At 71.3% G+C, this 25,547-nt stretch carries 26 protein-coding genes; 3 read left to right on the top strand and 23 right to left on the bottom strand.

Going from position 1 to position 25,547, the window contains the following annotated elements; genetic code table 11:
* Window positions 1-19: 19 nt before the first annotated feature.
* The gene (locus AB9M23_RS03555; protein WP_372422514.1) at window positions 20-1,180 is read right to left on the bottom strand and encodes an MFS transporter; all 1,161 of its coding nucleotides are present in this window, start codon (window positions 1,178-1,180) and stop codon (window positions 20-22) included.
* Window positions 1,181-1,457: 277 nt separating this feature from the next.
* Between AB9M23_RS03555 and AB9M23_RS03550 the strand changes: the two genes are divergently transcribed.
* Window positions 1,458-2,567: a hypothetical protein gene (locus tag AB9M23_RS03550; protein WP_372422512.1), complete on the top strand. Its 1,110-nt coding sequence runs from the start codon at window positions 1,458-1,460 to the stop codon at window positions 2,565-2,567.
* A gap of 14 nt (window positions 2,568-2,581) precedes the next feature.
* On the opposite strand, the gene AB9M23_RS03545 is transcribed toward AB9M23_RS03550, so the two are convergent.
* A complete protein-coding gene (locus AB9M23_RS03545; RefSeq protein WP_372422511.1) occupies window positions 2,582-3,625 on the bottom strand; it encodes a glycosyltransferase family 4 protein in 1,044 nt (347 codons plus the stop codon).
* Complete coding sequence (locus tag AB9M23_RS03540; protein WP_372422509.1) at window positions 3,625-4,536, bottom strand: UDP-2,3-diacylglucosamine diphosphatase; 912 nt, start codon at window positions 4,534-4,536, stop codon at window positions 3,625-3,627. The genes AB9M23_RS03545 and AB9M23_RS03540 overlap by 1 nt, the downstream gene beginning before the upstream one ends.
* Window positions 4,537-4,794: 258 nt before the next feature.
* Here AB9M23_RS03540 and AB9M23_RS03535 point away from each other — a divergent pair, with 258 nt between their 5' ends.
* Window positions 4,795-5,712 carry a DMT family transporter gene (locus AB9M23_RS03535; protein ID WP_372422508.1) on the top strand — a complete coding sequence of 306 codons (918 nt, stop codon included), beginning with the start codon at window positions 4,795-4,797 and terminating at the stop codon, window positions 5,710-5,712.
* 34 nt (window positions 5,713-5,746) lie between these two features.
* Here the strand turns inward: AB9M23_RS03535 and AB9M23_RS03530 are convergent, their stop codons facing one another.
* The 9 genes from AB9M23_RS03530 to AB9M23_RS03490 all read right to left on the bottom strand — a co-directional run bounded on the left by AB9M23_RS03530 (window position 5,747) and on the right by AB9M23_RS03490 (window position 13,973).
* Complete coding sequence (locus AB9M23_RS03530) at window positions 5,747-7,102, bottom strand: lyase family protein (RefSeq protein ID WP_372422507.1); 1,356 nt, start codon at window positions 7,100-7,102, stop codon at window positions 5,747-5,749.
* Window positions 7,099-8,292 (bottom strand): 4-hydroxybenzoate 3-monooxygenase, encoded by a 1,194-nt coding sequence (pobA, locus tag AB9M23_RS03525; RefSeq protein ID WP_372422506.1) that lies wholly within the window; start codon window positions 8,290-8,292, stop codon window positions 7,099-7,101. Before pobA ends, AB9M23_RS03530 begins: the two co-directional genes overlap by 4 nt.
* Window positions 8,293-8,302: 10 nt before the next feature.
* A complete protein-coding gene (gene pcaG, locus AB9M23_RS03520) occupies window positions 8,303-8,899 on the bottom strand; it encodes a protocatechuate 3,4-dioxygenase subunit alpha (protein WP_372422505.1) in 597 nt (198 codons plus the stop codon).
* Window positions 8,892-9,614 (bottom strand): protocatechuate 3,4-dioxygenase subunit beta, encoded by a 723-nt coding sequence (gene pcaH, locus AB9M23_RS03515; protein ID WP_372422503.1) that lies wholly within the window; start codon window positions 9,612-9,614, stop codon window positions 8,892-8,894. Before pcaH ends, pcaG begins: the two co-directional genes overlap by 8 nt.
* A gap of 493 nt (window positions 9,615-10,107) precedes the next feature.
* Entirely contained in the window at window positions 10,108-10,530 is a 423-nt protein-coding gene (gene ndk / locus AB9M23_RS03510; protein ID WP_372422501.1) for a nucleoside-diphosphate kinase, read from the bottom strand.
* A gap of 76 nt (window positions 10,531-10,606) precedes the next feature.
* Entirely contained in the window at window positions 10,607-10,876 is a 270-nt protein-coding gene (locus AB9M23_RS03505) for an SEL1-like repeat protein (RefSeq protein ID WP_372422499.1), read from the bottom strand.
* Window positions 10,877-11,035: 159 nt separating this feature from the next.
* On the bottom strand, window positions 11,036-11,833 hold the full coding sequence (locus AB9M23_RS03500) for an ABC transporter permease (protein ID WP_372422497.1): 798 nt from the start codon (window positions 11,831-11,833) through the stop codon (window positions 11,036-11,038).
* A 13-nt stretch (window positions 11,834-11,846) separates the two neighbouring features.
* Window positions 11,847-12,800 (bottom strand): ABC transporter permease subunit, encoded by a 954-nt coding sequence (locus AB9M23_RS03495; RefSeq protein WP_372422496.1) that lies wholly within the window; start codon window positions 12,798-12,800, stop codon window positions 11,847-11,849.
* Between the two features lie 12 nt (window positions 12,801-12,812).
* Entirely contained in the window at window positions 12,813-13,973 is a 1,161-nt protein-coding gene (locus AB9M23_RS03490) for an ABC transporter ATP-binding protein (RefSeq protein ID WP_372422494.1), read from the bottom strand.
* 233 nt (window positions 13,974-14,206) lie between these two features.
* Between AB9M23_RS03490 and AB9M23_RS03485 the strand changes: the two genes are divergently transcribed.
* A complete protein-coding gene (locus AB9M23_RS03485; RefSeq protein ID WP_372422492.1) occupies window positions 14,207-14,461 on the top strand; it encodes a FitA-like ribbon-helix-helix domain-containing protein in 255 nt (84 codons plus the stop codon).
* A gap of 52 nt (window positions 14,462-14,513) precedes the next feature.
* Here the strand turns inward: AB9M23_RS03485 and AB9M23_RS03480 are convergent, their stop codons facing one another.
* The 11 genes from AB9M23_RS03480 to dctP all read right to left on the bottom strand — a co-directional run bounded on the left by AB9M23_RS03480 (window position 14,514) and on the right by dctP (window position 25,472).
* Window positions 14,514-15,551, bottom strand: coding sequence for a flagellin family protein (locus tag AB9M23_RS03480; protein ID WP_372422491.1), 1,038 nt, complete (start codon window positions 15,549-15,551; stop codon window positions 14,514-14,516).
* 14 nt (window positions 15,552-15,565) lie between these two features.
* On the bottom strand, window positions 15,566-17,239 hold the full coding sequence (flgK, locus tag AB9M23_RS03475) for a flagellar hook-associated protein FlgK (protein WP_372422489.1): 1,674 nt from the start codon (window positions 17,237-17,239) through the stop codon (window positions 15,566-15,568).
* 179 nt (window positions 17,240-17,418) lie between these two features.
* Window positions 17,419-18,168, bottom strand: coding sequence for an arginyltransferase (locus tag AB9M23_RS03470; RefSeq protein WP_372422488.1), 750 nt, complete (start codon window positions 18,166-18,168; stop codon window positions 17,419-17,421).
* Window positions 18,169-18,296: 128 nt separating this feature from the next.
* A complete protein-coding gene (locus AB9M23_RS03465) occupies window positions 18,297-18,803 on the bottom strand; it encodes an RDD family protein (protein ID WP_372422486.1) in 507 nt (168 codons plus the stop codon).
* A gap of 28 nt (window positions 18,804-18,831) precedes the next feature.
* A complete protein-coding gene (locus tag AB9M23_RS03460; RefSeq protein ID WP_372422484.1) occupies window positions 18,832-20,070 on the bottom strand; it encodes a threonine ammonia-lyase in 1,239 nt (412 codons plus the stop codon).
* Window positions 20,070-20,723, bottom strand: coding sequence for an MBL fold metallo-hydrolase (locus tag AB9M23_RS03455; RefSeq protein ID WP_372422482.1), 654 nt, complete (start codon window positions 20,721-20,723; stop codon window positions 20,070-20,072). The genes AB9M23_RS03460 and AB9M23_RS03455 overlap by 1 nt, the downstream gene beginning before the upstream one ends.
* Window positions 20,724-20,817: 94 nt before the next feature.
* A complete protein-coding gene (locus tag AB9M23_RS03450; RefSeq protein WP_372422480.1) occupies window positions 20,818-21,327 on the bottom strand; it encodes an OsmC family protein in 510 nt (169 codons plus the stop codon).
* Window positions 21,328-21,580: 253 nt separating this feature from the next.
* Window positions 21,581-22,264 carry a TetR/AcrR family transcriptional regulator gene (locus AB9M23_RS03445; protein ID WP_372422478.1) on the bottom strand — a complete coding sequence of 228 codons (684 nt, stop codon included), beginning with the start codon at window positions 22,262-22,264 and terminating at the stop codon, window positions 21,581-21,583.
* Window positions 22,265-22,625: 361 nt separating this feature from the next.
* Window positions 22,626-23,948, bottom strand: coding sequence for a TRAP transporter large permease (locus AB9M23_RS03440; protein WP_372422476.1), 1,323 nt, complete (start codon window positions 23,946-23,948; stop codon window positions 22,626-22,628).
* Window positions 23,945-24,475 carry a TRAP transporter small permease gene (locus tag AB9M23_RS03435; RefSeq protein ID WP_372422475.1) on the bottom strand — a complete coding sequence of 177 codons (531 nt, stop codon included), beginning with the start codon at window positions 24,473-24,475 and terminating at the stop codon, window positions 23,945-23,947. Before AB9M23_RS03435 ends, AB9M23_RS03440 begins: the two co-directional genes overlap by 4 nt.
* Before the next feature lie 31 nt (window positions 24,476-24,506).
* Window positions 24,507-25,472, bottom strand: a complete 966-nt coding sequence (gene dctP / locus AB9M23_RS03430; RefSeq protein ID WP_372422473.1) for a TRAP transporter substrate-binding protein DctP — start codon at window positions 25,470-25,472, stop codon at window positions 24,507-24,509.
* Window positions 25,473-25,547: the final 75 nt, after the last annotated feature.

Raw genomic sequence — 25,547 nt, 5'->3', positions numbered from 1 at the left:
CCTGTCGTCGCCGACGAGGCTAGCGCGGCCCGCTTACGATTCCCCTAAGCCGCACCCTGCGGGCCAGGGCGAGGCAGGCGAGCCCGGCGAGCGGGAGCGGCACCATCGCCAGGAACACGAGCCCGCCGGCATGCTGGTAGACGATGCCGCCGAGCACCGTCGCCGACGCCATGCCAACCGCCTGGGCCGCCGCGAAGAGGCCCTGCGCGCGACCCCGCGCGCCCGGCGGCGCGAGCGCCGTCAAGACGGCCATCGCGCCGAGGTGGGTCGCACCGAAGGAGAGGCCGTGCAGGCTCTGGAGCGCGAAGGTCGCGAGCGGCCCCGGCTCCAGCGCGAGGCCGGTGAAGCGCACCGCCGCCGCGCCGGCGCCGAGCGCGATCAGCGGCAGGCCGCTGCCGCGCCCGACGAGCCGGCCGGCGAAAACGAAGAGCGCGACCTCGGTCACGACCCCGATCGCCCAGAGCCAGCCGACGATCGAGCCGGGAAAGCCGAGCGCGCGCCAGTGGATCGAGCCGAAGGCGTAGACCCCGGCGTGGCTCGCCTGAACGCAGGCCGCACCGGCGATCGCCAGGAGGAGCGCGGCCGGCAGCGTCGGGCGCCGCGCGCCGGCGGGCGGCGGCTCGCGCTCCACGGCCAGCGGCGGCGTCGCCGTCGCGGCGACGAGCGCGCCGAGGAGGCCGGCTGCCACCAGGGCCCAGACCACCGCGTCGAGCGGCGCGATCTCCAGCAGGTAGCCCATCGCCACGGAGCTGGCGAGGAAGGCGAGCGAGCCGAAGACGCGCAGGCGTCCGTAGTCGAGCCCGGGATTCTCGCGCACGGCGTCGGTGAGCACGAGGTCCGTCGCCGGCACGATCGGCGCCTGCGCGAGCGCCGCGAGCGCGACGACGAGCGCGATCGCCCAGGCGCCGGGCGCCCCGAGCAGGAAGACGAAGGCCACGCCGAGCGCCAGATGCGCGAGCGTGAGCAGCGTCCTCGGCGAGACGCCGCGGTCCGTCGTCGCGACGAGCGGCGTGCTCGCCAGCATGCGCACGCACACCGGCAGTGCCACGACGAGACCGATCGTGGTCGCATCGAGCCCCCTCCCCTCGAGCCACACCGGCAGGAACGGCGCCTGCACGCCGACGCCGACGAAGGCGACGGCGCTGAGCGCGCCGAGGCGGACTGAGAGGGATCGCGGCATTCTCGAATCGGGGAACGGGAATCGGCGTGTCGGGGCGGCGCGGAGGGCGACGGGGAGCCTGATAGCACGACCCGGTCGTGCGCGTTCGCTCCCATTCGACCGGCTCGGATGAGAGTTCGTTCACCGCGCGGCGCCGGGGGCGGGGTTCCCCGGCCTGCGGTAACCCCGTCCTAACCCCTGTCGCGCCAGGATCGGCGATCCATACGCGCGCTTGCCGCCGGGGCGCTCCCGCGGGCATGCTGGTCCAGACGATTCGAGCCTTCGAGGTCACTCCTGCATGAGCTCCTCCCGCACGAGCCCCTCCGGCATCACCTCCTCGCGTCCCGGCTCCTCGAACGCGCTGGCCCCGATCGGCGAGGCGGACTACGGGGCGATCGAATCCGCCGTCATGGAGACCCAGCGCGGCCGCTGGTTCCTCGCCGAGTACGCCCGGCGCAACCGCAACGCCGACACGACAGTGCTGCTCGCGGCCATCGACCGGCTCGAGAACGCCGTCTCGGCCGAGCGCGAGACGCAGCGGATGGACCGCTTGCGCTTCGACCTCGTGGAGATGGCCCGCGCCATCACCTCGACGAAGCGCGAGATCGCCGCGATCCGCCCCGGCGAGGGGACACCCTCCGACCTCGAGGTCGCCTCCGAGGCGCTCGACGGCATCGTGCGCACCACCGAGCGCGCGACGTCCGACATCCTCGACGCCGCCGAGCACGTGCAGGAAGCGGCCTGGACACTGCGCGAGGACGGCGCGCGGGAGGACCTGTGCGACGAGCTCGACCGGCGCGCCACCGACATCTACACCCACTGCTCCTTCCAGGACCTCACCGCCCAGCGCACGAAGCGCATCATCGAAACGCTGCGGTTCCTGGAGGGACGCATCAACGCGATGATGGACATCTGGGGCGCGAGCCTCGACGACGCGGACGCCGGCACGGCCGACGACGATCGCCCGCAGACACGCCACCAGGACCTCGGCTCGAAGCTCGACGTCTTCCAGGGCCTCGGCCAGACCGAGATCGACGACGTCATCGTCGAGGGGCAGGTCGTCACCGTGCTCGAGCCTGTGGTCGATGTGAGCCCGCCCGGCATGGAGCCCGTCGCCGACGACGTGGCCTGGAACGAGGCCGAGGAGACGGCGTTCGCGCAGGCCGAGAGTGCCGAGGTCGAATCGGAGGCGGCGGACGCGTTCGAGATCGAGGACGCGGTCGAGGTGACCGACCCGCTCGCCGCCGACCCGGAGCCGGCGGAGCTCGCGCTCGATGCGTCGGACGTTTCGGACGAGGCGGACGAGGACGAGAGCGCCGTCGCGGCGGCGGGCCCGGCCTTCTCCGCCGAGGCCTTCGCCGAGATCGACGGTCTCGGCACCCGCGAGAAGCTCGCCCGCTTCAGCTGAGAAGAACCGCCGCGTCAGGCCGAGCGGACGAGTCGCGCCAAATCCACCACCGGCTCGTCCCCCGCGGCCTCGCGGATGTTGCCGAAGAACTGCCGGGCGCTCTCGTGCCAGGTGAAGCTCTCGCCGTAGGCGCGGCAGCGGTCGCGGGGGATCTCCAGGGCGGCGAGCGCAGCCTTGCTCAGGTCGCGGTCGAGCACGCCGCAGCCGCTGGTGCCGACGACGTCGAGGGGGCCGGTCACCGGGTAGGCCGCGATCGGCAGGCCCGAGGCGAGGGCCTCGAGCAGCACGATGCCGAAGGTGTCGGTGAGGCTCGGGAAGACGAAGACGTCCGCCGAAGCGTAGACCTCGGCCAGCGCCTCGCCGGTGCGCGCACCGAGGAAGCGCACGCCTCGGTAGCGACGCTCGAGATCCGCGCGGGCCGGCCCGTCGCCGACGACGACCTTGGTGCCGGGCAGGTCGAGCGCGAGGAAGGCCTCGAGGTTCTTCTCCACCGCGACGCGTCCGACGTAGAGGAAGATCGGGCCGGGCGCGTCGACGACCCGGGTCTCGCGCGGGCGAAACAGCGTCGTGTCGACGCCGCGGCCCCAGCGCAGCACGTTGACGAACCCTCGCGCGACGAGTTCCGCCTCCAGCGAATCCGTCGCCACCATGATGCCGCTGCCGGCGTTGTGGAAGCGGCGGATCGCCCGGTAGACCCAGCGCTCCGGCACCGGCGCGCGGGCGGAGACGTATTCGGGAAACCGCGTGTGGTAGCTCGTCGTGTAGGCGAAGCCGTGCGTCAGGCAGATGCGGCGCGTGGCGAGGCCGATCGGCCCTTCGGTGGCGATGTGGATGTGCGTCGGCGCGAGCGCGGCGATCCTGCGCGCCACGGCGCGCGGGCGCGCCAGAGCGAGGCGGATCTCCGGGTAGGTCGGCATCGGCAGGGAGCGGAAATCGAGCGGCGTGAGGAGCACGATCTCGGCGTCGAAGGCGGGGGCGTGCGCGATCATCTGCTCGATCGAGCGCACGACACCGTTGATTTGCGGACGCCAGGCGTCCGTCGCGACGAGGAGGCGCATCAGGCGACGGCTCGCGAGCCCGATGCCGAGCCGGCCGCCGACGCCATCGCCGCGGGCGCCGGGGCGCCGCCGTCTCCGCGCCGCCCCAGGCGTGCGGGGCGCGCGGGCTCGGGCAGGGGCGGCGATGCGGGCGCTCCCTCCTCGGCGGCGAGCGCCGCCATCGCCTCGACCCAGCGCACGAGCTCGAGCCGCCCGTCGTAGTGCTCGACGATCGCGGTGCAGCTCTCCACCCAGTCGCCGCAATTGAGATAGCGTATGCCCTCGATCTCGCGCTGGGCCGCGTGGTGGATGTGGCCGCACACGACGCCGGTCGCGCCGGAGCTGCGGGCCTCCTCCACCAGGAACTCCTCGAACTTGGAGATGAAGTTCACCGCGTTCTTCACCTTGAGCTTGGCCCAGGCCGAGAGCGACCAGTAGGTCAGGCCCAGCCGCCGACGAATCACGTTGACGTAGGTGTTCGACAACAGGGCCAGAGAATAGGCCCAATCGCCCAGGTGCGCCAGCCACTTGGCGTGCTTGACCACGACGTCGAACTGGTCGCCGTGGATGACGAGCAGCCGCTCGCCCGCGGCAGTCTCGTGCAGCGCGCGCTCGCAGACTTCGATGCCGCCGAAATGCGCGCCGATATAGTCCCGCAGGAACTCGTCGTGGTTGCCCGGCACGTAGATGAGCCGGGTGCCCTTGCGCACCTTGCGGAGCAGCTTCTGCACCACGTCGTTGTGCGACTGCGGCCAGAACCAGCCGCCCCGCAGCTTCCAGCCGTCGATGATGTCGCCCACGAGGTAGATCACGTCGGCATCGTAGCGCCGCAGGAAGCCGAGCAGCAGGTCGGCCTGGCAGTCCCGCGTCCCCAGATGAAAATCCGAGAGGAACAACGTCCGAACGCGGATCGCTTGATCGTCGTCAGTCACTCTTCCAGCTCCGGTCCGGATGTTTGGGCGACAAGAACCGATTCTCCATTGCACTTTGATGACGCCGGCGCGTTCCCCTGCCCGGAGCGGGAGATTCGAAGCGGCGGCGGTGGATTCGAAACCCGTCCGGATTGCAAAAATGAAACGCTTCCCGGAGTTCCATGCGTGGAGCGCGCAGCGGCGGCGACGCCGGCGGCGCTTCTCGCGGCCGCCTCGCGCATGCGAGGATGGACGTCCGCTCCCCCGGACCCGAAAGCCGTGAAGCCCGCCCTCGGCGTCAGCCTCAAGATCCTCTCCGCCCTCGCCTTCACCCTGATGGCGGCGACGATCAAGCTCGCCTCGGCGCAGTTCCCCACCGGCCAGCTGATCTTCTTCCGCTCCGCCTTCGCGCTGGTGCCGCTCCTCGTCTGGCTCGCGCTGACCGACACGGTGGTCAACGCCGTGCGCACGCACAATCTCAAGGGTCACTTCCTGCGCAGCATCATCGGCGCGACCGGCATGGTGCTCGGCTTCTCGGCGCTCGCCTACCTGCCGCTGACGGAGGCCGTGGCGATCGGCTACGCCGCGCCGCTCATCGTCGTCGTTCTCGCGGCGCTCCTGCTGCACGAGACGGTGCGGGCCTACCGCTGGAGCGCGGTCGCGGTGGGCTTCGTGGGCGTCCTCGTGATGCTCTCGCCGCGGCTCGGCAGCGAGGCGCTGGCGCAGGGCGCGTCGCTGGGGGCGCTCTTCGGCATCGGCGCGGCCTTCTGCACCGCCGGCGCGACGATCCAGGTGCGCCGCCTCACGGCGACCGAGCGCACCGGCGCGATCGTGTTCTACTTCAGCGCCGTGACGACGCTGATCGGCCTGTCGACGGTGTTCTTCGGGTGGGTGACGCCGACGCTCGCCCAGCTCGGCATGCTCGTCGCCATCGGCATCCTCGGGGGCATCGGCCAGATCCTGCTCACCGAGAGCTATCGCTGGGCGGACGCGTCGCTGGTCGCGCCCTTCGAGTACACGACGATGATCTGGGCGACGCTGCTCGGCTGGTTCGTGTTCGGGCAATGGCCCGAGCAGGCGGTGATCGCCGGCGCCGTGCTGGTGACGGCGTCGGGCATCTTCGTGATCTACCGGGAGCGCAAGCTCGGGCTCCAGCGCCGCAAGGAGCTGGAGATGTCCTCGCAACGACCGGGGTGACGCCCCGCTCCTCCCTGCTCCGGGCGGGCGACGGTCAGCCGGCGAGGCGGCGGCGCGCGGTGGTGATCGCGTCGAGGGCGCGCGGCACGAAGGCGGCGGCGGCGTCGACGGAGGGCGCGTGGTCGAAGGCGCGCGCCAGCGTGTCCGACGGGAGGTCGCCCGGCGCGGCGAGCGCCTCGCGCAGGGAGACCCCGTCGGCGCGTACCGCATCCGCCGCCGCGGCCACGCGTGCATGCGCCGCCTGCCCTCCAAGGATCGGGACCAGTGCCGCGGCGGCGGCGTCCGCGAAGAGGAGGCCGCGCGTCGCCTCCAGATTGCGCGCCATCGCCCGCGGATCGACGACGAGCCCCTCCGCCAGCCGCCGTGCCTCTGCGAGCGCGCCCGACGCGAGGCCGAAGAGGCTCGGCAGCGCATGCCATTCGGCGTGCCAGGCGCCCGCCGGCCGCTCGTGCGCGGCGACCATCGAATCGAGCAACGTCGTCGCGTGTCCGCGCGCGGCGCCGGCGGCGGCGAGGATCACGGTGCAGGAGACCGGGTTGCGCTTGTGCGGCATGGCCGAGGAGCCGCCGCGGCCCGGCACGTGGGGCTCGGCGACCTCCCCCACCTCCGTCGAGGCGAGATGCGCGACGTCACCCGCCATCTTGGCGAGGGCGCCGAGGAGCAGGGCGAGCCACGTCCCCGCCCGCGCGACGCCCGCCCGGCGTGCGTGGACGGCGATCGGCGCGCCGGGGAGGCCGATCTCGCGGGCGAAGGCGTCGGCGACCTCCGGCGCGCGCGCGCCGAAGGCGGGGAGCGTCCCCGCCGGGCCGCCGAGGGAGGCGACGCAGGCGCCCTCGCGCACCGCCGGCAGCTCGGCCGCGACCTCAGCGATCCCCGCCGCCCACACCGCCGCCTCGAATCCGAACGTCACCGGCGTCGCGTGCTGGCCGTAGGTGCGTCCCGCGCAGGGCGTGCGGGCATGCGCCTCGGCGAGCCGCGCGAGTCCGGCGAGGATCGCGTCGAGATCCGCGGCGACGAGGGCGAAGGCCCGGCGCATCGCCAGGGCGAGGCCGGTGTCGATCAGGTCCTGCGTCGTCGCGCCCTTGTGGAGGTCTCCCGCGAGCTCGCCCGGCAGAAGCGCCCGCAGCGCCTTCAGGAAGGGGATCGAGGGCACGCCGGCGACCGCCGTCTCGCGCCCGATCGCCGCGAGGTCGAAGACCTCGGGCGCGATCGCCGCGATCGTGTCGGCGAGCCCCTCCGTCGCGAGGCCGAGCCGCGCCTGCGCCCGCGCCAGCGCCGCCTCCACCGCCAGCATGTCGGCGATCCGCGCCCGATCCTCGAAGACCGCGCGCATGGCGTCGCTCGCGAAGAGCGGGCCGGTCAGCGCGGAATCGAGCGCGGAGAAGGTCATGCCGGCCCCCAGTCCATCGGCAGGCCGACGTAGTTCTCCGCGAGCGTGATCATCGCCGCGCGCGAGGTGGTGACGTAGTCGAGCTCCGCCAGCTGCCGGCGGCGGTCGAATGGGGACGCGTCGTCGAAGGTATGGAGCATCTGCGTCATCCACCAGGAGAAGCGCTGCACGGCCCAGATCCGGCGCAGGCAGGTGTCCGAATAGGCCGCGAGCGCCTCCTCGCGTCCGCGAGAATAGTAGCTCTCGAGCGCCCGGGCGAGGACGCGTACGTCGCCCACCGCGAGATTCATCCCCTTCGCCCCCGTCGGCGGCACGATGTGGGCGGCGTCGCCCGCCAGGAACAGCCGGCCGTGGCGCATCGGCTCGGCGACGAAGCTGCGCATGGCGGTGACGCCCTTCTGGACGATCTCGCCCTCGTCGAGCCGCCACTCTTCGCCCCCGGCGAGGCGGACCTGGAGCTCCTCCCAGATCCGCGCGTCGGTCCACCCGGCGATGTCCTCGTCGGGCGGGCATTGCAGGTAGAGGCGGCTGATCTCGGGCGAGCGCATGGAGAGGAGCGCGAAGCCGCGATCGTGGTGCGCGTAGATCAGCTCCTCCGAGGCCGGCGGCGTCCTCGCCAGGATGCCGAGCCAGCCGAAGGGATAGACCCGCTCGTAGACCCGCAGCACGTCGGCGGGGAGCGCCGAACGGGAGATCCCGTGGAAGCCGTCGCAGCCGGCGACGAAGTCGCAAGCGATCGTCCGGCGCGCGCCGTCCGCGCACCAGGAGAGCGTCGGCGCGTCGCCGTCGACGCCGTCGATGCGCGCCTGCGAGGCCTCGAAGACGATCTCGCCGCCGGCCTCCAGCCGGGCGGCGACGAGGTCCTTCACCACCTCGTGCTGGCCGTAGACCATCACCGACTTGCCGACGAGGTCCTGGAAGTCGATGCGCCGCGCCTCGCCCGCGACCTTGAGGATCGTGCCGTGGTGCAGGAGCCCCTCGCGATCCATGCGCGCGCCCATGCCGGTGTCGCGCAGGACGTCGACCGTGCCCTGCTCGAGCACCCCCGCGCGGATGCGCCCCTCGATGTGCGCGCGACTCTTCGCCTCGACCACGACGGAGGAGATCCCCGCCAGATGGAGGAGGTGGGACAGCAGCAGGCCCGCGGGTCCCGCGCCGACGATGCCGACCTGAACGCGTCGCTCGGCCATGGCGGCCTCCTCAGATCTCGAAGAAGACGGTCTCGCCTGCGCCGTCGCCGTCGCCCTGGAGGCGGACGTCGAAGGCGTAGACGCCATCCGCCGCGCGGCGGGCGATCAGCGTGCCGCGCCGCTCGGGCGGTACGAGGGAGAGGACGGGGTCGGCGGCGTTGGCCGGCTCGTCGTCGAAATAGATCCGCGTCGCGAGCCGGTTCAGGAGCCCGCGCGCGAAGACGGACACCGCGATGTGGGGCGCCTGCATTCCCCCGCCCGGTGCCGGGACCGCGCCGGGCTTCACCGTGACGAAGACGAAGCGGCCGTCGGCGTCCGTCTGCGCACGGCCGAAGCCGCGGAAGGCCGCGTTGGCGGCATCGCCGGGGTAGCGCCCCTCCCCGTCCGCCTGCCAGATCTCCAGCATGGCGTCGGGCACCGGCTCGCCCGCGCCGTCGAGAACACGCCCCTCGACATGGATCCGGACACCCGCGGCGTCCGGAGACGCGACCGCGTGGCCGGCGATGCCGCGCGCGTCGTATTCCTCGGGCGTGAGGCAATAGGCGAAGAAGGGCCCCACGGTCTGGGAGGGGGTGATCCCGGGTGGCACGACCCCGCGCTCAGTCATGGTGCGGGTCCTCCATCGGCGTCGCGGCGCGGCCGCGCAGCACGATGTCGAAGCGGTAGCCGAGCGCCCATTCGGGCGTCGTCGTCTCGATGTCGAAGGACGAGACCAGCCGCGCGCGGGCGCCCGGGTCGGGAACGGACCGCCAGATCGGGTCGAGGGCGAGCAGCGGGTCGCCGGGGAAGTACATCTGCGTCACGAGCCGCGTGACGAAGCTCGGGCCGAAGAGCGAGAAGTGGATGTGCGCCGGGCGCCAGGCGTTGGGGTGATTGCGCCAGGGATAGGCGCCGGGCTTGATCGTGGTGAACGCATAGGCGCCGCGCTCGTCGGTGACGACGCGGCCGGCGCCTGTGAAGTTCGGGTCGATCGGCGCGTCGTGGCGGTCGTTCACGTGGACGTAGCGCCCGGCGGAATTGGCCTGCCAGATCTCGATCAGCGTGTGCGGCACGGGCCGCCCGTCCTCGTCGAGAACACGGCCCGTCACCACGATGCGTTCGCCGATCGGCGCACCCGCATGCCCGGCGGTGAGGTCGTTCTCGCCGGGCGCGACGCTCTCCCGGCCGTAGACCGGGCCGGTCGTCTCCGTGAGCGTGTGCGGCAGGATCACCAGCGGCCGGCGGGGCGCGCGCAGGCGCGTCGAGGCATAGGCCGGCGCGTCGTTGGGCGGATGGGCGGCGAGGCTCGTGCGCGGGTACACCCGCCCGGGCGGCTGCGACATCTCCCGTCCCTCCTCGCGCCGCGCTCCGGCGGCGCTGCCGGGCGCGGTCATTCGTGTGCGAATGATCTTGGCGCGAGACGGCCTTCTTGTCAAAACGAGAACGCCCTCGCGCGTCCGCGCGAGGGCGTGATCACGTGGCCGCAGCGCGATGAGAGACTTCGCCGTCTCGGCTGCGTCGCGGGTCTCCCCTCCCCCTCGTGGGGAGGGGCGGGGGTGGGGGGCGCGCAGGAGTTGCCCGGGGCGAATGCAGGGCACCTCGATCGGGCGACTGATCCCGCGAGACGACCGACCCTCGTGGCCCGATGGGGGAGGCAGCGGCGCGGCGCCGGCAATCGGATGGTCGGGAACGCGCGCGGGTGGGACGGCATCGGCCGCAGCGACCATCCTGACCGCCCCACACCCCCGGCCCCTCTCCACGAGGGAGAGGGGAGCGCGTCGTGCGCGGCATGAGCGTAGCGACCAGTCGTCGCCCGGGCTCGGACGATCGCCTCAGTCAGCCGACGATCTCGTTGCCGGCGAAGAACTGCGCGATCTCGATCCGGGCGTTCTCGGCGGAGTCCGAGCCGTGGACGCTGTTCTCGCCCACCGACAGGGCGAACTTCTTGCGGATCGTGCCCTCGGCGGCGTTGGCCGGGTTCGTGGCGCCCATCACTTCGCGGTACTTGGCGATGGCGTTCTCGCCCTCGAGAACCTGCACCACGACGGGGGCGGAGATCATGAAGTCGACGAGCTCGCCGAAGAACGGACGCTCGGAATGCACGGCGTAGAAGGTCTCCGCCTGGGCGCGGGTCATCAGGATGCGCTTCTGCGCGACGATCCTGAGCCCCGCCTCCTCGATCACGGCGTTCACGGCGCCGGTGAGGTTGCGCTTGGTCGCGTCGGGCTTGATGATCGAGAAGGTGCGCTCGGTGGCCATGTCGGTATCCGCTCTCGGGATGCGTGGAAGATGGCGGGCTTATAGCCGCGCCGCCCCGCACCCTCAAGCGGCCCGATCAGGCGGCGGCGAGAAACATCCGCGCGGCGCGCTGGGCGGCGGCGATCTCTTCGGCGCTCATCTCCTGCGCGAGCTCGGCGCGGCGCGAGACCGCGGCCCGGCAGCCCTTGGAGACGGCGATGTTGAGCCACTTGTGTGCGGCGACGAGATCGAGCGGCACCGAGCGGCCGACCGCATGCATGAGTCCGAGTTCCAGGTAGGCCTCGCCGGCATCGAGATCCGGCACGAGGGCGGCGATGTCGGCGGCACCGAGATCGAGACGAGCCATGGTCCTGCTCCCCTGTTCCACTTGCGTTGTTGAAGGGAAGCTTGCCGGGAGCGAGTGAAATCTCGTCTAAAATTGTCGGTGAATCGGTGCGTAACCTAGATGACCGCGTGTAAAGGTGAATCGGGGGTGAAGCCGAGTCCTGCCCTGCGTGGAGGTTTCTCACCCCGCCCGGCGCATCATCACCGAGCGCTTCGTCACCAGCGCCGCGACGATCACCCCGATCGTCACGAGCGCGATGAGGATCGTCGAGGCGGCGTTGATCTCGGGCGTCACGCCCAGCCGCACCGACGAGTAGATCCGCATCGGCAGCGTCGTCGCGCCGGGGCCGGAGGTGAAGCTCGCGATGACGAGGTCGTCGAGCGATAGCGTGAAGGCGAGGAGGAAGCCCGCGAGCACCGCCGGCGCGATGACCGGCAGCGTCACCGAGACGAAGGTCCGCCACGGCGTCGCGCCGAGGTCCATCGCCGCCTCCTCGAGGGAGCGGTCGAAGGCGACGAGGCGGGCCTGCACCACCACCGTCACGAAGCACATGGTGAAGGTCACGTGGGCGAGCGTCACCGTCCAGAAGCCGCGGTCGAGGTCTATCGAGACGAACAGCAGGAGGAGCGACAGGCCCGTGATCACCTCGGGCATCACCATCGGGGCGTAGACCATGCCGGTGAACAGGGCCCGTCCGCGGAAGCGGCCGTAGCGGGTGAGCGAGATCGCCGCCATCGTGCCGAGCACGGTGGCGAGGATCGCCGTGACGAAGGCGACGCGCACCGTCACCCAGGCGGCGTCGATCAGCGGCTGGTTCTGGAGGAGCGCGAAGTACCATTGCGTCGAGAACCCGCCCCACACCGACACGAGCCGCGAGGCGTTGAAGGAGTAGAGGATCAGGATCAGGATCGGAATGTAGAGGAAGGCGAAGCCCAGCGTCAGCGAGACGACGTTGAAGGCGGACAGGCGGCCCCTCATCGGCTCTTCTCCTTCATCGGCCTTCCTCCAGGCGCCGCGCCTCCGCCTCCCGGAACAGCACGATCGGCACGACGAGCACGACCAGCATCACGATCGCCACCGCCGAGGCGAGCGGCCAGTCGCGGTTCGAGAAGAACTCGCTCCACAGGATGCGCCCGATCATCAGCGTGTCCGAGCCGCCGAGGAGGTCGGGGATGACGAACTCCCCCACCGCCGGGATGAAGCACAGGAGCGCGCCGGCGACGATGCCCGGCCAGGACAGCGGCACGGTGATCGTCCAGAAGGCCTTCAGCGGCGTCGAGCCGAGGTCCTGCGCCGCCTCGATCAGCGTGTCGTCCATGCGCTCCAGCGTGGCGTAGAGCGGGAGCACCATGAAGGGCAGGTAGGTGTAGACGATGCCGATGTGGACGGCGATCTCGGTGTTGAGGATCTGCAACGGCTGGTCGATCACGCCGATCGCCATGAGGGCGCCGTTGAGCAGCCCCTCTGGCCGCAGGATGCCGATCCAGGCGTAGACGCGGATGAGGAAGCTCGTCCAGAACGGCAGGATCACCGCCGCGACGAGGATGCCGCGCAGTGACGGCGAGGCCTTCGCCATGGCGTAGGCGATGGGGTAGCCGACGAGGAGCAGGATCAGCGTCGAGGACGCGGCGATGCGCAGGGACGAGCCGAGCGCGGCGACGTAGAGGTCGTCGGAGGTGATGAAGACGAAGTTGTCGAACGACAGCTCGCCGAGGAAGGAGACGAAGCCGTCCCAACCGCCCGCGAGGTCCAGCGTCGGGCCGTAGGGCGGCTGCGCCAGCTCGGGGTAGGAGAGCGCGATCTTGAAGACGATCAGCACCGGCAGTGCGAAGAAGGCGCCCAGCCACAGGTAGGGCGCGCCGATCACGAGCCGGCGGCCGAGACCCCGCCGGAGCGGCTCGTCGCGGCGGCGGATCTCGTCGCGGCGGATCTGGTCGCGTGCCATCCCCGCCCCTCCTCAGCTCGAGAGGATCACGGCGGCGTCCGGCAGGAAGCCGATGTGGACGCGCTCCTCGAGGTCGATCGGTCGCTCGACGAAGCGCGTCGTGTTCGCCCGCGTCACGCGCAGGATGCGTCCGTCGTCGAGGCGGATGCGGTAGACCGTCCAGTCCCCGAGATAGCCGATGTCCCAGACCTCGCCCTCGAGGGCGTTCTCGCCCTGCGGTCGCTCGCGCGAGACCGTCATCTTCTCCGGGCGCACGGCGACCGCCACCGCCTGGCCGGTATCGAGCCGCTCGTCGGGGTCGTCGACGGCGAGCGGGCCGAGCGCGCCGGGCGCAGCGATGCGCCACAGGCCGGAGGGCTCGCGCCCGGTGACGGTGCCCTCGAGGATGTTCACGTCGCCGACGAAGTCCGCGACGAAGCGGTTCTTCGGCTGCTCGTAGATCTCGCCCGGCGTCGCCACCTGCACGAGACGCCCGGCATCCATGACGGCGATGCGGTCCGCCATGGTCATGGCCTCCTCCTGGTCGTGGGTGACCATGATGAAGGTCGTGCCGAGTTCGATCTGGATGTCCATCAGCTCGAACTGCGTCTCCTCCCGCAGCTTCTTGTCGAGCGCGGCCAGCGGTTCGTCGAGGAGGAGCACCTTCGGGCGCTTGGCGAGCGCGCGGGCGAGCGCCACGCGTTGGCGTTGGCCACCCGACAGCTGATGCGGCTTGCGCGCGGAAAAGCGCTCCATCTGCACGAGCTTCAGCATCTCCGCCACCCGCGCGGCGATGACGTCCCCGGGCAGCCCCTCCTGCTTGAGCCCGAACGCGACGTTCTTCTCCACGCTCATGTGCGGGAAGAGCGCGTAGGACTGGAACATCATGTTCACCGGCCGCTCGTAGGGCGGCACGCCGGCCAGATCCTCGCCGCCGAGCAGGATGCGCCCGCCGCTCGGCTCCTCGAAGCCGGCGAGCATGCGCATCAGGGTCGACTTGCCGCAGCCCGACGGGCCGAGCAGGCAGAAGAACTCGTTCTCGTAGACGTCGAGGGTGACGTCGTCGACCGCCGTCGAGTCCGAGAAGCGCTTGGTCACGCCCTCGAAACGGATGAGCGGACGCGCCGCCGGATCGTTCCACGGCGCGAAGGACTGGCGCACCGCGCCGATGGCGCGGGAGGACTTGTCGACCACGGGCAATTCATCGGCCCCCCGGCGAGATGGTTCGGCTCGGCGCCCCCATAGGGCATTCCTGCCGGGGGAGGCAAGAGCAATGCCGGGCCGGTCTGATCGACCGCATGGACGTCGCTCGGACCGGACGCGAGACCGTGCCGCCGCTCCGTGCTTCGGCGCGATGGCCGCGCTTGTCGCATACCATCGGACGACCTATTCTGACATCATTGAGATGCATCCGCGGGAGTCGTGCTGTGGCAGTCGTCACGCTTCACAACTTCAGCGACGAGGCGCATCGTGCCCTCAAGGTCCGCGCCGCGAGCAACAAGCGCAGCACGGAAGCCGAGATGCGGGCCATCTTGAAGGAAGCGGCGCTTCCGGAGGGGCGGCTTCGGCTGGGGACGACGCTGTGGACCATGAGCCGGGAAGCCGGGCTCACCGACGAAGACGTCGAGATGATCGAGAGCATCCGCGACCGGCGCCCCCCCGAGCCGATCAGCGTCGAATGATCCTGCTCGACACGAACGTCGTCGTCGACCCTTGGGCGGACCCGATTCTACCTCACAGGTAGTTCACCAGCGACAGCCGCGACAGGATCGCCGTCGTCTGGAAGCTCGCCTGCAGGCGGGTCTGCAGGTTGAGGAGCGAGACCGCCGCCTCCTCGGTGGAGACGAGCTCGACGTCGTCGAGCGCCTCGCGCAGCAGCGAGGCGCTCGCGTCCTGGCGCTCCTTGGTGGCGTTGATCGTCGCCTGGGCGCGGCCGAGGTCCATGGCGATGTCGCGCGGCTGGGGCCGCGAGGGCGAGAGCAGGTCGGAGACGCGGCTCGAGAGGGCGGCGAAGTCCTCCTGCGAGAGCTGCGTCTCGTCGGCCGCGGCGAGCGAGCCGAGCGCCACGAGGAGGTTGCGGAAGCCCGGCTCGTCCGCCCGCGCGCCGATGGCGACGCTCTGCTCCTCGTCGATGCGCGCGACCACGCTCGCCCGCGCATCCGCGGTGGTCGGCATCGGCGTCGTGGTCTCGGATCCCGGGGTGCGCCAGTTCGTGGTGTCGAAATAGTCGGAGACCGCCTGGACGATCTGGTTGGGGTCCGTCGGGTCGGCGATCCCGGCGACCGCCGCGCGCAGGTCGGCGAAGATCTGCTGGTAGGAAGCGACGGGCCGCGTGTCGCTGGAGCGCCCGGCGAAGACGTGGCGACCGTTCACGTCCGTGTTGAGGATCTCGATCGCGAAGGCGAGGTTGTTGCGCGCGAGCGCCTGCTCCTGCGGCAGGCCGGTACCGTCGACGATGCCCGACAGCGGCTCCGCCGCCGCCGAGCGCGTGTCCGACGCGATCTTCTCCAGGCTCTGCACGGCGCCGGTCATCACCTTCAGGCGCAGGTTGGCGCTGGTGATGGTCTCGCCGTAGCTCTCGAAGGCGCCGAGCTTCGCGCGCAGGTCGAGCGCGGTGCGCCGCTCGAAGCCGAAGCCGGAATAGGTCTCCGCCTTGCGGCCCGTGGCCATCTGGCGCTCGAGGACCTGCGAGGCCTTGCGCATCTCCACGAACATGCGCGTGGTCTCGCGCGTGTCGAAGGAGCCGGCGGCGAACGGGGTGATGCTGGTCATCTCTCGTGTTCCCCTCAGATCCGCATCAGCACGTCCATCATCTCCCGCACCGCCGAGAGCACGCGCGCGTTCGCGCCGTAGGCGGTCTGGAGCTGGACGAGCTGCGCCATCTCCTCGTCGATGTTCACGCCCGCCACGTCGGCGAAGCGGCCCTCGACGGCGGCGAGCGCGACGCGCTGGCCCTCGTCGAGCCGCGCCGCCGTGGCGGAGGCCGCGCCCTGCACCTCGATCGTGCGCCGCACCGCGGCCGATATGTCGGCGCGGAAGGGCGCCGCGCCCGACAGCCCCGCCTGCGAGGCGATGGTCTGGGTGCGCGCGAGCCCGTCGCGCATCGCCGTGGCGCGCGCCGCGTCGCCTTGGAAGGCGGAATTGACGAGGAGCGCGGGATTGGCCGCGACGTCGGAATTCACCCGGATGCGCTGCGCGAAGCCCGTGAGCGGATCGGTTGCGCCCGCACCCGTGAAGGGCGTGTTGCCGGGCGAGTCCGCGAAGAACGGGAACGGCCCCGTGCCGGTCGTCGGATCGGTCGCCGTGCCGGAAGCGGAGATCACGCTCCCACCCGGGATGGTCACCGTCGTCCCGTCGAAGCCGCCGCCGAAGGCGCCGAGCGCCGTGTCGATCTCGGCTTGCGTGCCGCTGACGCGCTCGAAGCGGCCGTTGACCACGAGGTCGATCGTCCGGGGGCCGGTGAAGGCCGTGAGGTCGAACGTGGTCGCGCCGGTCTGCGTCACCCCGAGCGGGGAATCCGAGACGGCGCGCGAGAGGCCCGCCGCGAGCTCGTCGAGCTGGCGCTGGGCCTGCACCAGCGTCTCGTCGCGCATCTCGAGCGCCGCCGCCAGCGAGCCGGAGCGGATGCCCCCCGCCGCCAAGAGGTTCGTCTCCATGCCGGCGCCCGAGAGGACCGTGACGACGCCGACCGACGGCGGCGTCGTGTCCACCCGCATGTTCGGGGTCAGCGTCGCGCGGGCGTCGAAGCGCAGCTCCAGTGCCCGCACGCCGTCGAAAAGGGTCTGGCCGGCGCCGGTGGTGAGGGTGACGCTGCCGTTCTCCGAGGGCTGGACGCGCAGGTCCATGATCCCCGCGAGCGCGCCGATCAACCGGTCGCGCTCGTCGGCGAGGGGCGCCGTGGAGCCGCTCTGGACGATGGTGCGGTTGACCCGCTCGATGCCGGCGAGGAGCCCGTTCGCCTCGTCGATCATGGACGCGATCCGCCCCTCCGACTCCGTGCGCAGCGCCTGGACGCCCTGCGCGATCGAGCCGATGCGCGCTGCGAGCGCCTGGCCCGCCTCGATCACGCCCGAGCGCGTCGTGGCGTTGGCGGGATCGTCGGCGAGCTGCTCGACGGCGGTCGAGAACTTGTTCATCAGCGTGTCGAGCGCGCTGGCCGAGGCCGGGGGGCCGTAGAGCCGCTCCAGCGCTCCCGCCATCATGGCGCGCTGACCAGTGTAGCCGGCTCCGGACGTCTCCTGCCAGAGCGTACGCTGCACGACGCGATCGAGCACGCGCTGGATCTCGCCCGTCCGCACGCCGGCGGAGCGATCCCCCGCCACGGCCTCGACGGGCTGGAGCCGGCGCTTGGTGTAGCCCGCGGAATCGGCGTTCGCGACGTTCTGGGAGACGAGCGAGATGCCCGCCTGCGTGGTACGCAGGCCGGAAACGGCAGTGCTCAACGCGGACATCAGCGTCATGGCGCGACCTCGCTCGCTCGATGCCCGGGAGGCGAGACCCCGGGCGGCGTTCTGCCAGCAAGGGTGATGCCAACGCAGAAGTCTTGCGTTCGCCTTGATTCGATCGTCGAGAAACGGCGCTATCCGGCAGATTCTGCCCGGCCGGGCGGAAGAATCTGCCGGACGGCGGACGAGCGGGTCTACTCCTCCACCCGCGTCCAGCCCTGCGAGAGCAGGCGCTCCTGGGGCATGAAGCGGGCCTTGTAGGCCATCTTGCGGGAGCCCTCGACCCAGTAGCCGAGATAGACGTAGGGAAGGCCCATGGCCCTGGCGCGGCCGATGTGATCGAGGATCACCCAGGTGCCGAGCGAACGGGCGCTCATCTCGGGGTCGTAGAACGAGTAGACCATCGAGAGACCGTCGGCGAGGACGTCGGTGAGGCACATGGCCACGAGCGGCCCCTCCCCGCGCCCGTTGATCGCGGTGTCGGGACCACGGCGGCGGTACTCGACGAGCTTCGTCTCGATGTGGCTGTCCTCGACCATCATGGCGTAGTCGAGCACGGTCATGTCGATCATGCCGCCGTCGGCGTGGCGGCTGTCGAGATAGCGGCGGAAGAGCGAGTACTGCTCGCTCGTCGCCTGGTTGGCGACGCCGGTGCCGACGAGGTCGCGGTTCGAGCGGGCGATCCGGCGCAGGTTGCGCGAGGGCTCGAAGGTGTCCACCGGCACGCGCACGGAGATGCAGGCACGGCAGGTCTCGCAGGCGGGACGGTAGGCGATCGTCTGCGAGCGCCGGAAGCCGCCGTGGGTGAGGATGTCGTTGAGCTCGCCCGCCCGGCGCCCGACGAGGTGGGTGAAGACCTTGCGCTCCTCCTGCCCCGGAAGGTAGGGGCAGGCGGAGGGTGCCGTCAGGAAGAACTGCGGCGTCTCGCGGGAATGGCTCGTCACGCGGGTCTGACCTCGGCGAAGCGCGCCCGAACGGCTTTGGTCGACGATACCATTCCCGCACGCGCCAACAAGGGCTTTCGACGCCGCACGCGCCGCTGTTCACGCGATTGGAACACGGTATCGGCGCTTCAGGGCGTCGCGTCCATACGGATGACGATGACGTCGACGAGGAGATCGTGCCCCATCCTGCGGTCGTCGCGCGCGACGCCGACGACGACGTCGAGGAGCCACAGGAAGAAGGTCGAGGTCGCGAGCCAGAACAGCAGCGCGTGCACCGCCGCCGTGATGCCGTCGACGCGCGCCGTCGACTGCACCCGCGAGACGCGCAACCCCATCATCCGCATGCCGATCGTCGCCTGGCTCGGCCCGCCGACGGTCAGGGCGCTGTAGAGCAGGCCGACCGCGGGAACGAGGACGGCGAAGAGCAGCCAGGCGAGGCCGAGCGTCAGCACGCCGAGCACCAGGATCGCGAGCGAGAACAGGATCACCAGCGCCCCGATCACGATCAGGTCGAGGCAGAAGGCGAAGAGCCGGCGCGCGAGGACACCGTCCGTCGCGATGCGGATCTCGTAGCTCGGCCGCGGGGCCGGAACGTCCGGGTGGGGAACGTCGGTACGGCGGTCGATCGTGCTCATGGTTCTGCGGTCTCCTCGCGGTCGGTGCTCAGGACCCGAGGTGCGAGAGCCCCCGGGGGTCGATGCGTGTGGGGGCGAAGCCCTCCCGCGCCAACGTGGCGAGCACCTCGGAGGTGTGCGCCGCGCCCCGCGTCTCGATCGTGACGTCGACCGTCACGCCCTTGGCGGGAACATCCAGATAGAGACGCCCGTGGGAAACTTCCAGGATGTTGGCGCCCAGCGCCCCCAATCGGGTTGCGATGCGGCCGAGCAGGCCCGGGTGATCGTTCGACCAGATGCGGAAGGAGACGATGCGCTCGTCGCGCTCGAGTTCGCGCACCATCACCGAGGCGAGGATGCGTGGGTCGATGTTGCCGCCGCAGATGACGACGCCCGCCGCGCGCCCGTGGAACAGCTCGGGACGCGCCAGAATGGCGGCGATGCCCGCCGCCCCCGCCCCTTCCGCCATGATCCGCTGGCTCGTGGCGCACAGGTTCACCGCGCGCTCGATCTCGGGCTCGTCGACGAGCACGATCTCGTCGACGAGGTCGCGCACGATGGGCAGCGTCAGCCCGCCCGGCCTCTTGACGGCGATGCCCTCGGCGAGCGTCGCGCCGCCCACCGGCAGCGTCTCGCCGTGTATGGCGTTGCGGAAGGACGGGTAGAGCCGCGTCTCCACGCCGACGATGCGGATGGAGGGAGACAGCGCCTTCGCCGCGATCGCCATGCCCGCGGCGAGCCCGCCGCCGCCGATCGGCACGACGAGCATCTCGAGATCGGGCGCGTCCGCGAGCATCTCGAGCGCGATCGTGCCCTGCCCGGCGATGACGCGGGCGTCGTCGTAGGGGTGGACGAAGACGAGGCTCTCCTCGTCGGCGAGCCGCCGCGCCTCGGTCTCGGCCTCCGCGACGGTCTCGCCCGAGAGAATCACCCGCGCACCGTGGGAGCGGGTGTTCTCGACCTTCACCAGCGGGGTGCCCTCGGGCATGACGATGGTCGCGGGCACGCCGAGCCGGGCCGCGTGATAGGCCACCGCCTGCGCGTGGTTGCCCGCCGACATCGCGACGACGCCGCGGGCGCGCTCGTCGGCGTCGAGCGCGGCGAGGCGGTTCGCCGCGCCGCGCTCCTTGAAGGCGCCGGTGGGCTGCATCGTCTCGAGCTTGAGCCACAGCCGCGCGCCGAGCCGCTCGGAGAGCCGCGGCGCGGCGACGAGCGGCGTGCGCACCACGTGCGGCGCGATCGTCGCCGCGGCCGCGTGGATGTCCTCCAGGGTGACGGCGTAGCTCATCAGACGAGGAACGGGTTCGTCTCCCGCTCCCGCCCGAGCGTCGACATCGGCCCGTGGCCGCACAGGAAGGCGACGTCGTCGCCCAGCGGCAGGAGCTTCGTGCGGATCGTCTCGATCAGCTGCTCGTGGTCGCCGCCGGGCAGGTCGGTGCGGCCGATCGAGCCGGCGAAGACGACGTCGCCCACGAGCGCGAAGCGGTCGGCCTTCGAGACGTAGGTCACGCTGCCGGGCGAATGCCCGGGCGTGTGCAGCACATCGAAGACGATCCCGCCGACGTCCACCGTGTCGCCCTCGTCGAGCCAGCGGTCGACGCGCACCGGCCGCGCCGGCGGCAGGCCGTAGGCCTGCGCGGTCGCCGGGAGCGATTCGTCCATGAACATCGCGTCCGCCGGGTGAGGGCCGATCACCGGCACCTTCAGCGCGTCGCGCAGGTCCTCGACGCCGCTGACGTGGTCGACGTGGCCGTGTGTGATCAGGATCGCCTCGATGGTCGCGCCGGTCTGGCGGATCGCCTCGAGGATGTTCGGCACGTCCCCGCCGGGATCGACCACGACGCCGCGCATCGTGTCGCGGGCGAAGAGCACGGAGCAGTTCTGCTGGAACGGCGTCACCGGCACGATCGCCGCGCCGAGCCTCGGTTCCTGTTCGGCCATGATGGTTCCTCGCTCCCGCAACGCCGCTTTCTCGCACGACGGGCCGGGCGTTTCCACCCCCGGCCCGCGCGCCGTGCGCCCCGGCGCCGGGCGATCAGGCGCGCGCGAGGGTCGCCGAGAGGTCCGGCTTGGCGTTGAGGGTCTGGAACACCACGCAGTAGCGCTCCGTCAGCGAGAGCAGGCGCTCGAGCTGCTCCTCGCTCGCGTCCGCGTCGATCTCGAAGGACAGGCGGATCGCCTTGAACCCCACCGGCGCCTCCCGGTCGACGCCGAGCGTGCCGCGGAAGTCGAGATCGCCCTCGGCGTGCACGATGCCCGAGCGCACCGGGATCTCGAGGGCGGTCGCCACCGCCTTGAGCGTGACGCCGGCACAGGCGACGAGCGCCTCGAGCAGCATGTCGCCCGAGCACAGGTCCGCCCCCGTGCCGCCGGCGGCCTTGTGCAGGCCGGCGACGGCGACGGCGCGGGCCGTTTCGACCTTGCAGGCGACGGCTTCCGAATCGAGCGTTCCCTGCGCCTTCATGGTGACGATCGATGATTGCGGCGCTTCACGGTACTTCTGCTTGATCGGGGCTTGGAGGGCGCGCAGTGCGGCAGCGTCCATGGTCGTCTCCGAAGGTTCGTCTTCAGGGTCGTCGCGCTCGCGCGCGACGCACGCGCCATCCCCGGCTGTGCGTCGTGCAGCGTGTCGAACCATGAGGATAGGTCGCGGACCGTCACGCGACCATCGCCGCGCTTGGGCTCCGGAACGTGCGCGGATCGGGAGACGTCCGGCGCGGGTCTTGCTTGCCCGCGGAGCCGGACACGCGGATCCGCACGCCCCGGTCGCGCACCCGCGCACGGGAGGGCTCGGCGCGTCAGGCGTCGGCTTCCGTGCGCGCCTGCGCCTCGTCCATGTCGCGGCGGGCGCGATTGGGGTCCGAGAGCACGCCGGTGGCTGCGATCCGCACGAAGGTGCGCGTCAGCTCGGCGCTCGAGCCGCGCGACGGGTCGAACCAGCCGGAAGCCGAGTTGAGCATGCCGAGCACCGCGAAGGCGACGAGCTTGGGGTCGAGGTCGGCCTCCAGCGTGCCGGTGCGCTGGCCCTCCTCGATCAGCGAGACCCACAGCGCGGTGTAGCGCCGCCAGGTCTGGCGGAGGGCGGAGATCCGCGGGTCGCGCGTGGTGCCGTTGAGCTCGCGCACGGCGATGGCCATCTCGAGGTAGTTGGGGTTGAAGCGCATCATGTGGCTCTCCACCGCCATGACGAGCTTCTCGCGGGAGCAGACGTCCTGCGCGAGGATGCGCTCCAGTCCCCAGACGAGATAGTCGCTCTCGGGCTTGATGATCTCGATGAGGATCTCCGCCTTGTCGCGGAAGTAGTAGTAGATCGCCTCCCGGGTGACGCCCACGGCCTCGGCGATGTCCTCGATCGTGGTGTGGGCGAAGCCCTTGGCCTTGAAGATCTCGGTCGTACGCCGGACGATGGCGGTACGCCGCTCGCCGTCGCGCCGCGGCGGCTTGAGACGCGTGCGGGTGGTGCGGGGCTTCCCGGTGCTCATCGAGCGGCCTCCGTCGCGTCGGGAGCCGCGACGGCCGCACGGCTCCGTACCGCCGCGACCCGACTCGCCGGCCCGGGCCGGCCGAGGTGATGCACGATCCACGTCACGCCGTCGAATTCCTCCGGAATCGGGCATGCGACGGCACGGTCGAGCCCGTGGCCGCGCGTCGTCGCATCCCGTCGTGTAGGCCCTGGATTTGTAGAGCGCGCCGGTGGCGATCGCAACCGGTGCCTCCGCGTCGCCGCCGACACGCCGGGCGGCAACCGACGCGCGCACCCGCCAAGCGCGAGACCGGGAGCCGCGGCCCGCGCCACGGTGGAACGGCGGTGGTCTCGCCACGCCCGTGAGATGCATGCCCCCGTCATCTCAGCAGCCCGGGCAGCCACAGGGCGATCGCCGGGAAGGCGAAGAGCAGCGCGAGGCCCACGAGCTCGAGCCCGAGATAGGGCATGATTCCCCCCAGGATCGCGCGCATGCCGATCCCCTTGGGGGCGACGGACTGCATGATGTAGAGGAGCAGCCCGAAGGGCGGGGTGATCAGGCCGATCTCGAGGGCGACGAGCATCATCACGCCGAACCAGATCGGGTCGACGCCCGCCTGGTTCACGAGCGGCATGAAGAACGGCAGCGTGATCAGCATGATGCTGACCTGGTCCATCAGCATGCCGAGCAGGAGCGCGAGCACCAGCATCGCCGCGACGAGCACGAAGGGCTCGAGCCCCATGCCCGTGACGATCCCGATCAGCTGCCGGCTCGCGCCGGAGAACGAGAGGATCTGCGAGAAGGTGATCGAGCCCGAGATGATGATCAGGATCAGCGCCGATGTCCGCGCCGTCCCCAGCAGCGCCGCGCGCAGGGAGCGCCAGTCGAGCGCGCGGTAGGCCGCCGCCGCGACGAGGGTCGCGATCGAGCCGAGCGCCGCCGATTCGGTGGGCGTCGCCACGCCCGCCAGGATCGAGCCGACGACGACGACGACGATGCCCATCAGCGGCAGGACGTAGATCAGGAACGGCCGCACCCGCGCACGCAGCGGCAGCCGCTCGACCGGGTCCGGCGGCGCGAGGCCGGGCGAGACGCGCACGGCGGTCACGATGAAGAGGAAGTAGAGCGCGGCCAGCATCAGCCCGGGCACGATGCCCGCGAGCAGCAGCCCGGAGATCGAGATCCCCGCGAGCGAGCCGAACAGGACGGCCAGCGCCGAGGGCGGGATCAGCATGGCGATGCCGCCCACCGCGAGGATCGGCCCGATCGAGAGCATCGGGTGGTACCCCATGCGGTGCATGTCCGGCAGCAGCACCCGGCCGAGCACCGCCGTGTTGGCGATGGTCGAGCCGGAGAGCGAGGCGAAGACCGCCCCGCTCGTCACCGCGACGAGGGAGAGCCGCCCGGGCACGCCCGCGATCAGCTTCTCGATCGCGGCGATGGCGCGGGTGGCGAGGCCGGTGTGGAGCAGGAGTTCGCCCATCAGGATGAAGAGCGGGATCGGCACGAGCGCGAAGGAGCCCACCGCCTCCGTCGCGTTCATGGCGAGCAGCTTCATCCCCGCCTCGCCGCCCAGGATGAACCAGGCGCCGACGAGATTGATCGCCAGGAAGGCGAAGGCGACCGGCACGCCGAGCCCCATCAGCGCGACGAGCCCGCCGCCCATCAGCCCGAGCACGATCTCCCAGGAGAGCCCGCTCACAGCACGGCCTCCCCCAGCTCGTCCTCCTGCGGCGGCGGGCGCCCGGCGAGGCGCCGCGCGATCCGTGCGGTGAACTCGAAGCCGAGCAGGGCGACCCCCACCGGCAGGATCGCGAGGATCCACCATTGCGGGACGACGAGGTGCTTGAACAGGAGCGCGCCGCGCGCATAGGCCTCCGCCGCCGCGATCGCCGCATACCAGGCCAGCACGAAGCAGGCGAGCGCCGAGATCCCGTTCGCGAGCAGCAGCATCCAGTGCCGGGTCCGCGGCGGGACCGAGCGCAACACCACGTCGACGCGGATGTGCTCGGAATGGCGCAGCACCCACGGAGCGCCGAGGAAGCCGACGACGAGGAGGCCGTACTCGGAGAGTTCCAGCGTCCAGCCGAAGGCCGGCAGCCCGAGCGCCCGCACCAGCACCTCGGCGCCGATCGCGAGCGCCATCAAGGCGATGACGGCGCCCGAGAGGAGGCCGAACGCCTCGATCACGAGCCCCACCCCGCGATCGAGCAGCCTGAGCGCCGTCATCCCGTTCGCCCCATCCTCGATCGTGCCGTCGTCAGCGGTAGGTCAGTTCCTTGATGCGCTCGCCGTATTGCGGCGAGTTCTCCATGACGACGGCCCAGGCCGCGTCGTCCGCCATCTGGATCATGCGGGCGTTCTCCTCCTCGGAGAAGGTGATCGCCTCGATGCCGGCCTCGTCCTGGAGCGCGCGCTGCGCCGCGTCGACCTCGTCGCGGTAGTCGATGAACCACGCCTCGGTCTCGATCATCGCCTCGGTGAGCGCCGCGCGCTGCGCGTCGGTGAGACGATTCCAGGAGTTCTCGTTCACGAGCACGCTGATCTCGGCGTTGTAGAAGCCGGGCTCGATGCGATGCTTCGTCACCTCGAGCAGGCCGATGTCGCCGATGCCCCAAAGCGGCCAGGGATACCCGTCGATGACCCCGCCCTCCATGGCCGGGTAGACCTCCGAGCCCTGCATCTGCACGACGTTGGCGCCGAGCGCGGCGAGGAAGGGCCTGTAGAGCGGCGTGCCGCGCATGTTCCAGCCGGACAGGTCCGGCGCCTCGAGGGGTCTGGCCGTGTAGAGATGGTACTGGATGCCGTCGCCGAGCTTGCCGAGGAAGACGGCGCCCATCCGCTCGCGGTGGATCTGGTCCATCAGCTCCATGGCGCCGTTCTCGCGCAACTCCTGGACGGGGATGTTGAACAGCTTGTTGGCGTCCGCCTCCGGCACCAGCGAGGTGTAGAACGAGCCCGAGATGTAGGCCATGTCGACGACGCCGCCCTGCACGGCGTTGCCGAGCTGGAAGGGGCTGACCGAGGACGGATCGGCCACGAGCTCGAGCGTGAGCCCCGCGTCCTTGGCGTTGACCGTCTCGATCAGGTGCGCGATCGGCCCGTGCCAGACGCCCTGCGGCGCGAGGAAGGTCCCGACCCGCAGGGTCGTCTCCTGCGCGGCGGTCGGGGCGGCGGCGGCGAGCGCGGCGAGCGTGGCCGCGAGGAGGAGCGAGCGACGGTGCATTCCCTTGTCCCTTTCCGTGTTTCTCGACTGGTACCGGCGAGCTCGTCCCGGGGGGCCCCGTGCGCGAGCCCCGGG

Source organism: Salinarimonas chemoclinalis (assembly GCF_041514305.1).
GTDB classification, from domain to species: domain Bacteria; phylum Pseudomonadota; class Alphaproteobacteria; order Rhizobiales; family Beijerinckiaceae; genus Salinarimonas; species Salinarimonas chemoclinalis.
Note: the sequence above shows the minus strand (reverse complement) of the source record. Positions and strands in the feature narration are given on the sequence as shown.

Coding starts and splice junctions, on each gene's coding strand:
- AB9M23_RS03555 (WP_372422514.1), bottom strand. CDS start 1,180: ATGCCGCGATCCCTCTCAGTCCGCCTCGGCGCGCTCAGCGCCGTCGCC.
- AB9M23_RS03550 (WP_372422512.1), top strand. CDS start 1,458: ATGAGCTCCTCCCGCACGAGCCCCTCCGGCATCACCTCCTCGCGTCCC.
- AB9M23_RS03545 (WP_372422511.1), bottom strand. CDS start 3,625: ATGCGCCTCCTCGTCGCGACGGACGCCTGGCGTCCGCAAATCAACGGT.
- AB9M23_RS03530 (WP_372422507.1), bottom strand. CDS start 7,102: ATGACCTTCTCCGCGCTCGATTCCGCGCTGACCGGCCCGCTCTTCGCG.
- pobA (WP_372422506.1), bottom strand. CDS start 8,292: ATGGCCGAGCGACGCGTTCAGGTCGGCATCGTCGGCGCGGGACCCGCG.
- pcaG (WP_372422505.1), bottom strand. CDS start 8,899: ATGACTGAGCGCGGGGTCGTGCCACCCGGGATCACCCCCTCCCAGACC.
- pcaH (WP_372422503.1), bottom strand. CDS start 9,614: ATGTCGCAGCCGCCCGGGCGGGTGTACCCGCGCACGAGCCTCGCCGCC.
- ndk (WP_372422501.1), bottom strand. CDS start 10,530: ATGGCCACCGAGCGCACCTTCTCGATCATCAAGCCCGACGCGACCAAG.
- AB9M23_RS03505 (WP_372422499.1), bottom strand. CDS start 10,876: ATGGCTCGTCTCGATCTCGGTGCCGCCGACATCGCCGCCCTCGTGCCG.
- AB9M23_RS03500 (WP_372422497.1), bottom strand. CDS start 11,833: ATGAGGGGCCGCCTGTCCGCCTTCAACGTCGTCTCGCTGACGCTGGGC.
- AB9M23_RS03495 (WP_372422496.1), bottom strand. CDS start 12,800: ATGGCACGCGACCAGATCCGCCGCGACGAGATCCGCCGCCGCGACGAG.
- AB9M23_RS03480 (WP_372422491.1), bottom strand. CDS start 15,551: ATGACCAGCATCACCCCGTTCGCCGCCGGCTCCTTCGACACGCGCGAG.
- flgK (WP_372422489.1), bottom strand. CDS start 17,239: ATGACGCTGATGTCCGCGTTGAGCACTGCCGTTTCCGGCCTGCGTACC.
- AB9M23_RS03465 (WP_372422486.1), bottom strand. CDS start 18,803: ATGAGCACGATCGACCGCCGTACCGACGTTCCCCACCCGGACGTTCCG.
- AB9M23_RS03460 (WP_372422484.1), bottom strand. CDS start 20,070: ATGAGCTACGCCGTCACCCTGGAGGACATCCACGCGGCCGCGGCGACG.
- AB9M23_RS03455 (WP_372422482.1), bottom strand. CDS start 20,723: ATGGCCGAACAGGAACCGAGGCTCGGCGCGGCGATCGTGCCGGTGACG.
- AB9M23_RS03450 (WP_372422480.1), bottom strand. CDS start 21,327: ATGGACGCTGCCGCACTGCGCGCCCTCCAAGCCCCGATCAAGCAGAAG.
- AB9M23_RS03445 (WP_372422478.1), bottom strand. CDS start 22,264: ATGAGCACCGGGAAGCCCCGCACCACCCGCACGCGTCTCAAGCCGCCG.
- AB9M23_RS03435 (WP_372422475.1), bottom strand. CDS start 24,475: ATGACGGCGCTCAGGCTGCTCGATCGCGGGGTGGGGCTCGTGATCGAG.
- dctP (WP_372422473.1), bottom strand. CDS start 25,472: ATGCACCGTCGCTCGCTCCTCCTCGCGGCCACGCTCGCCGCGCTCGCC.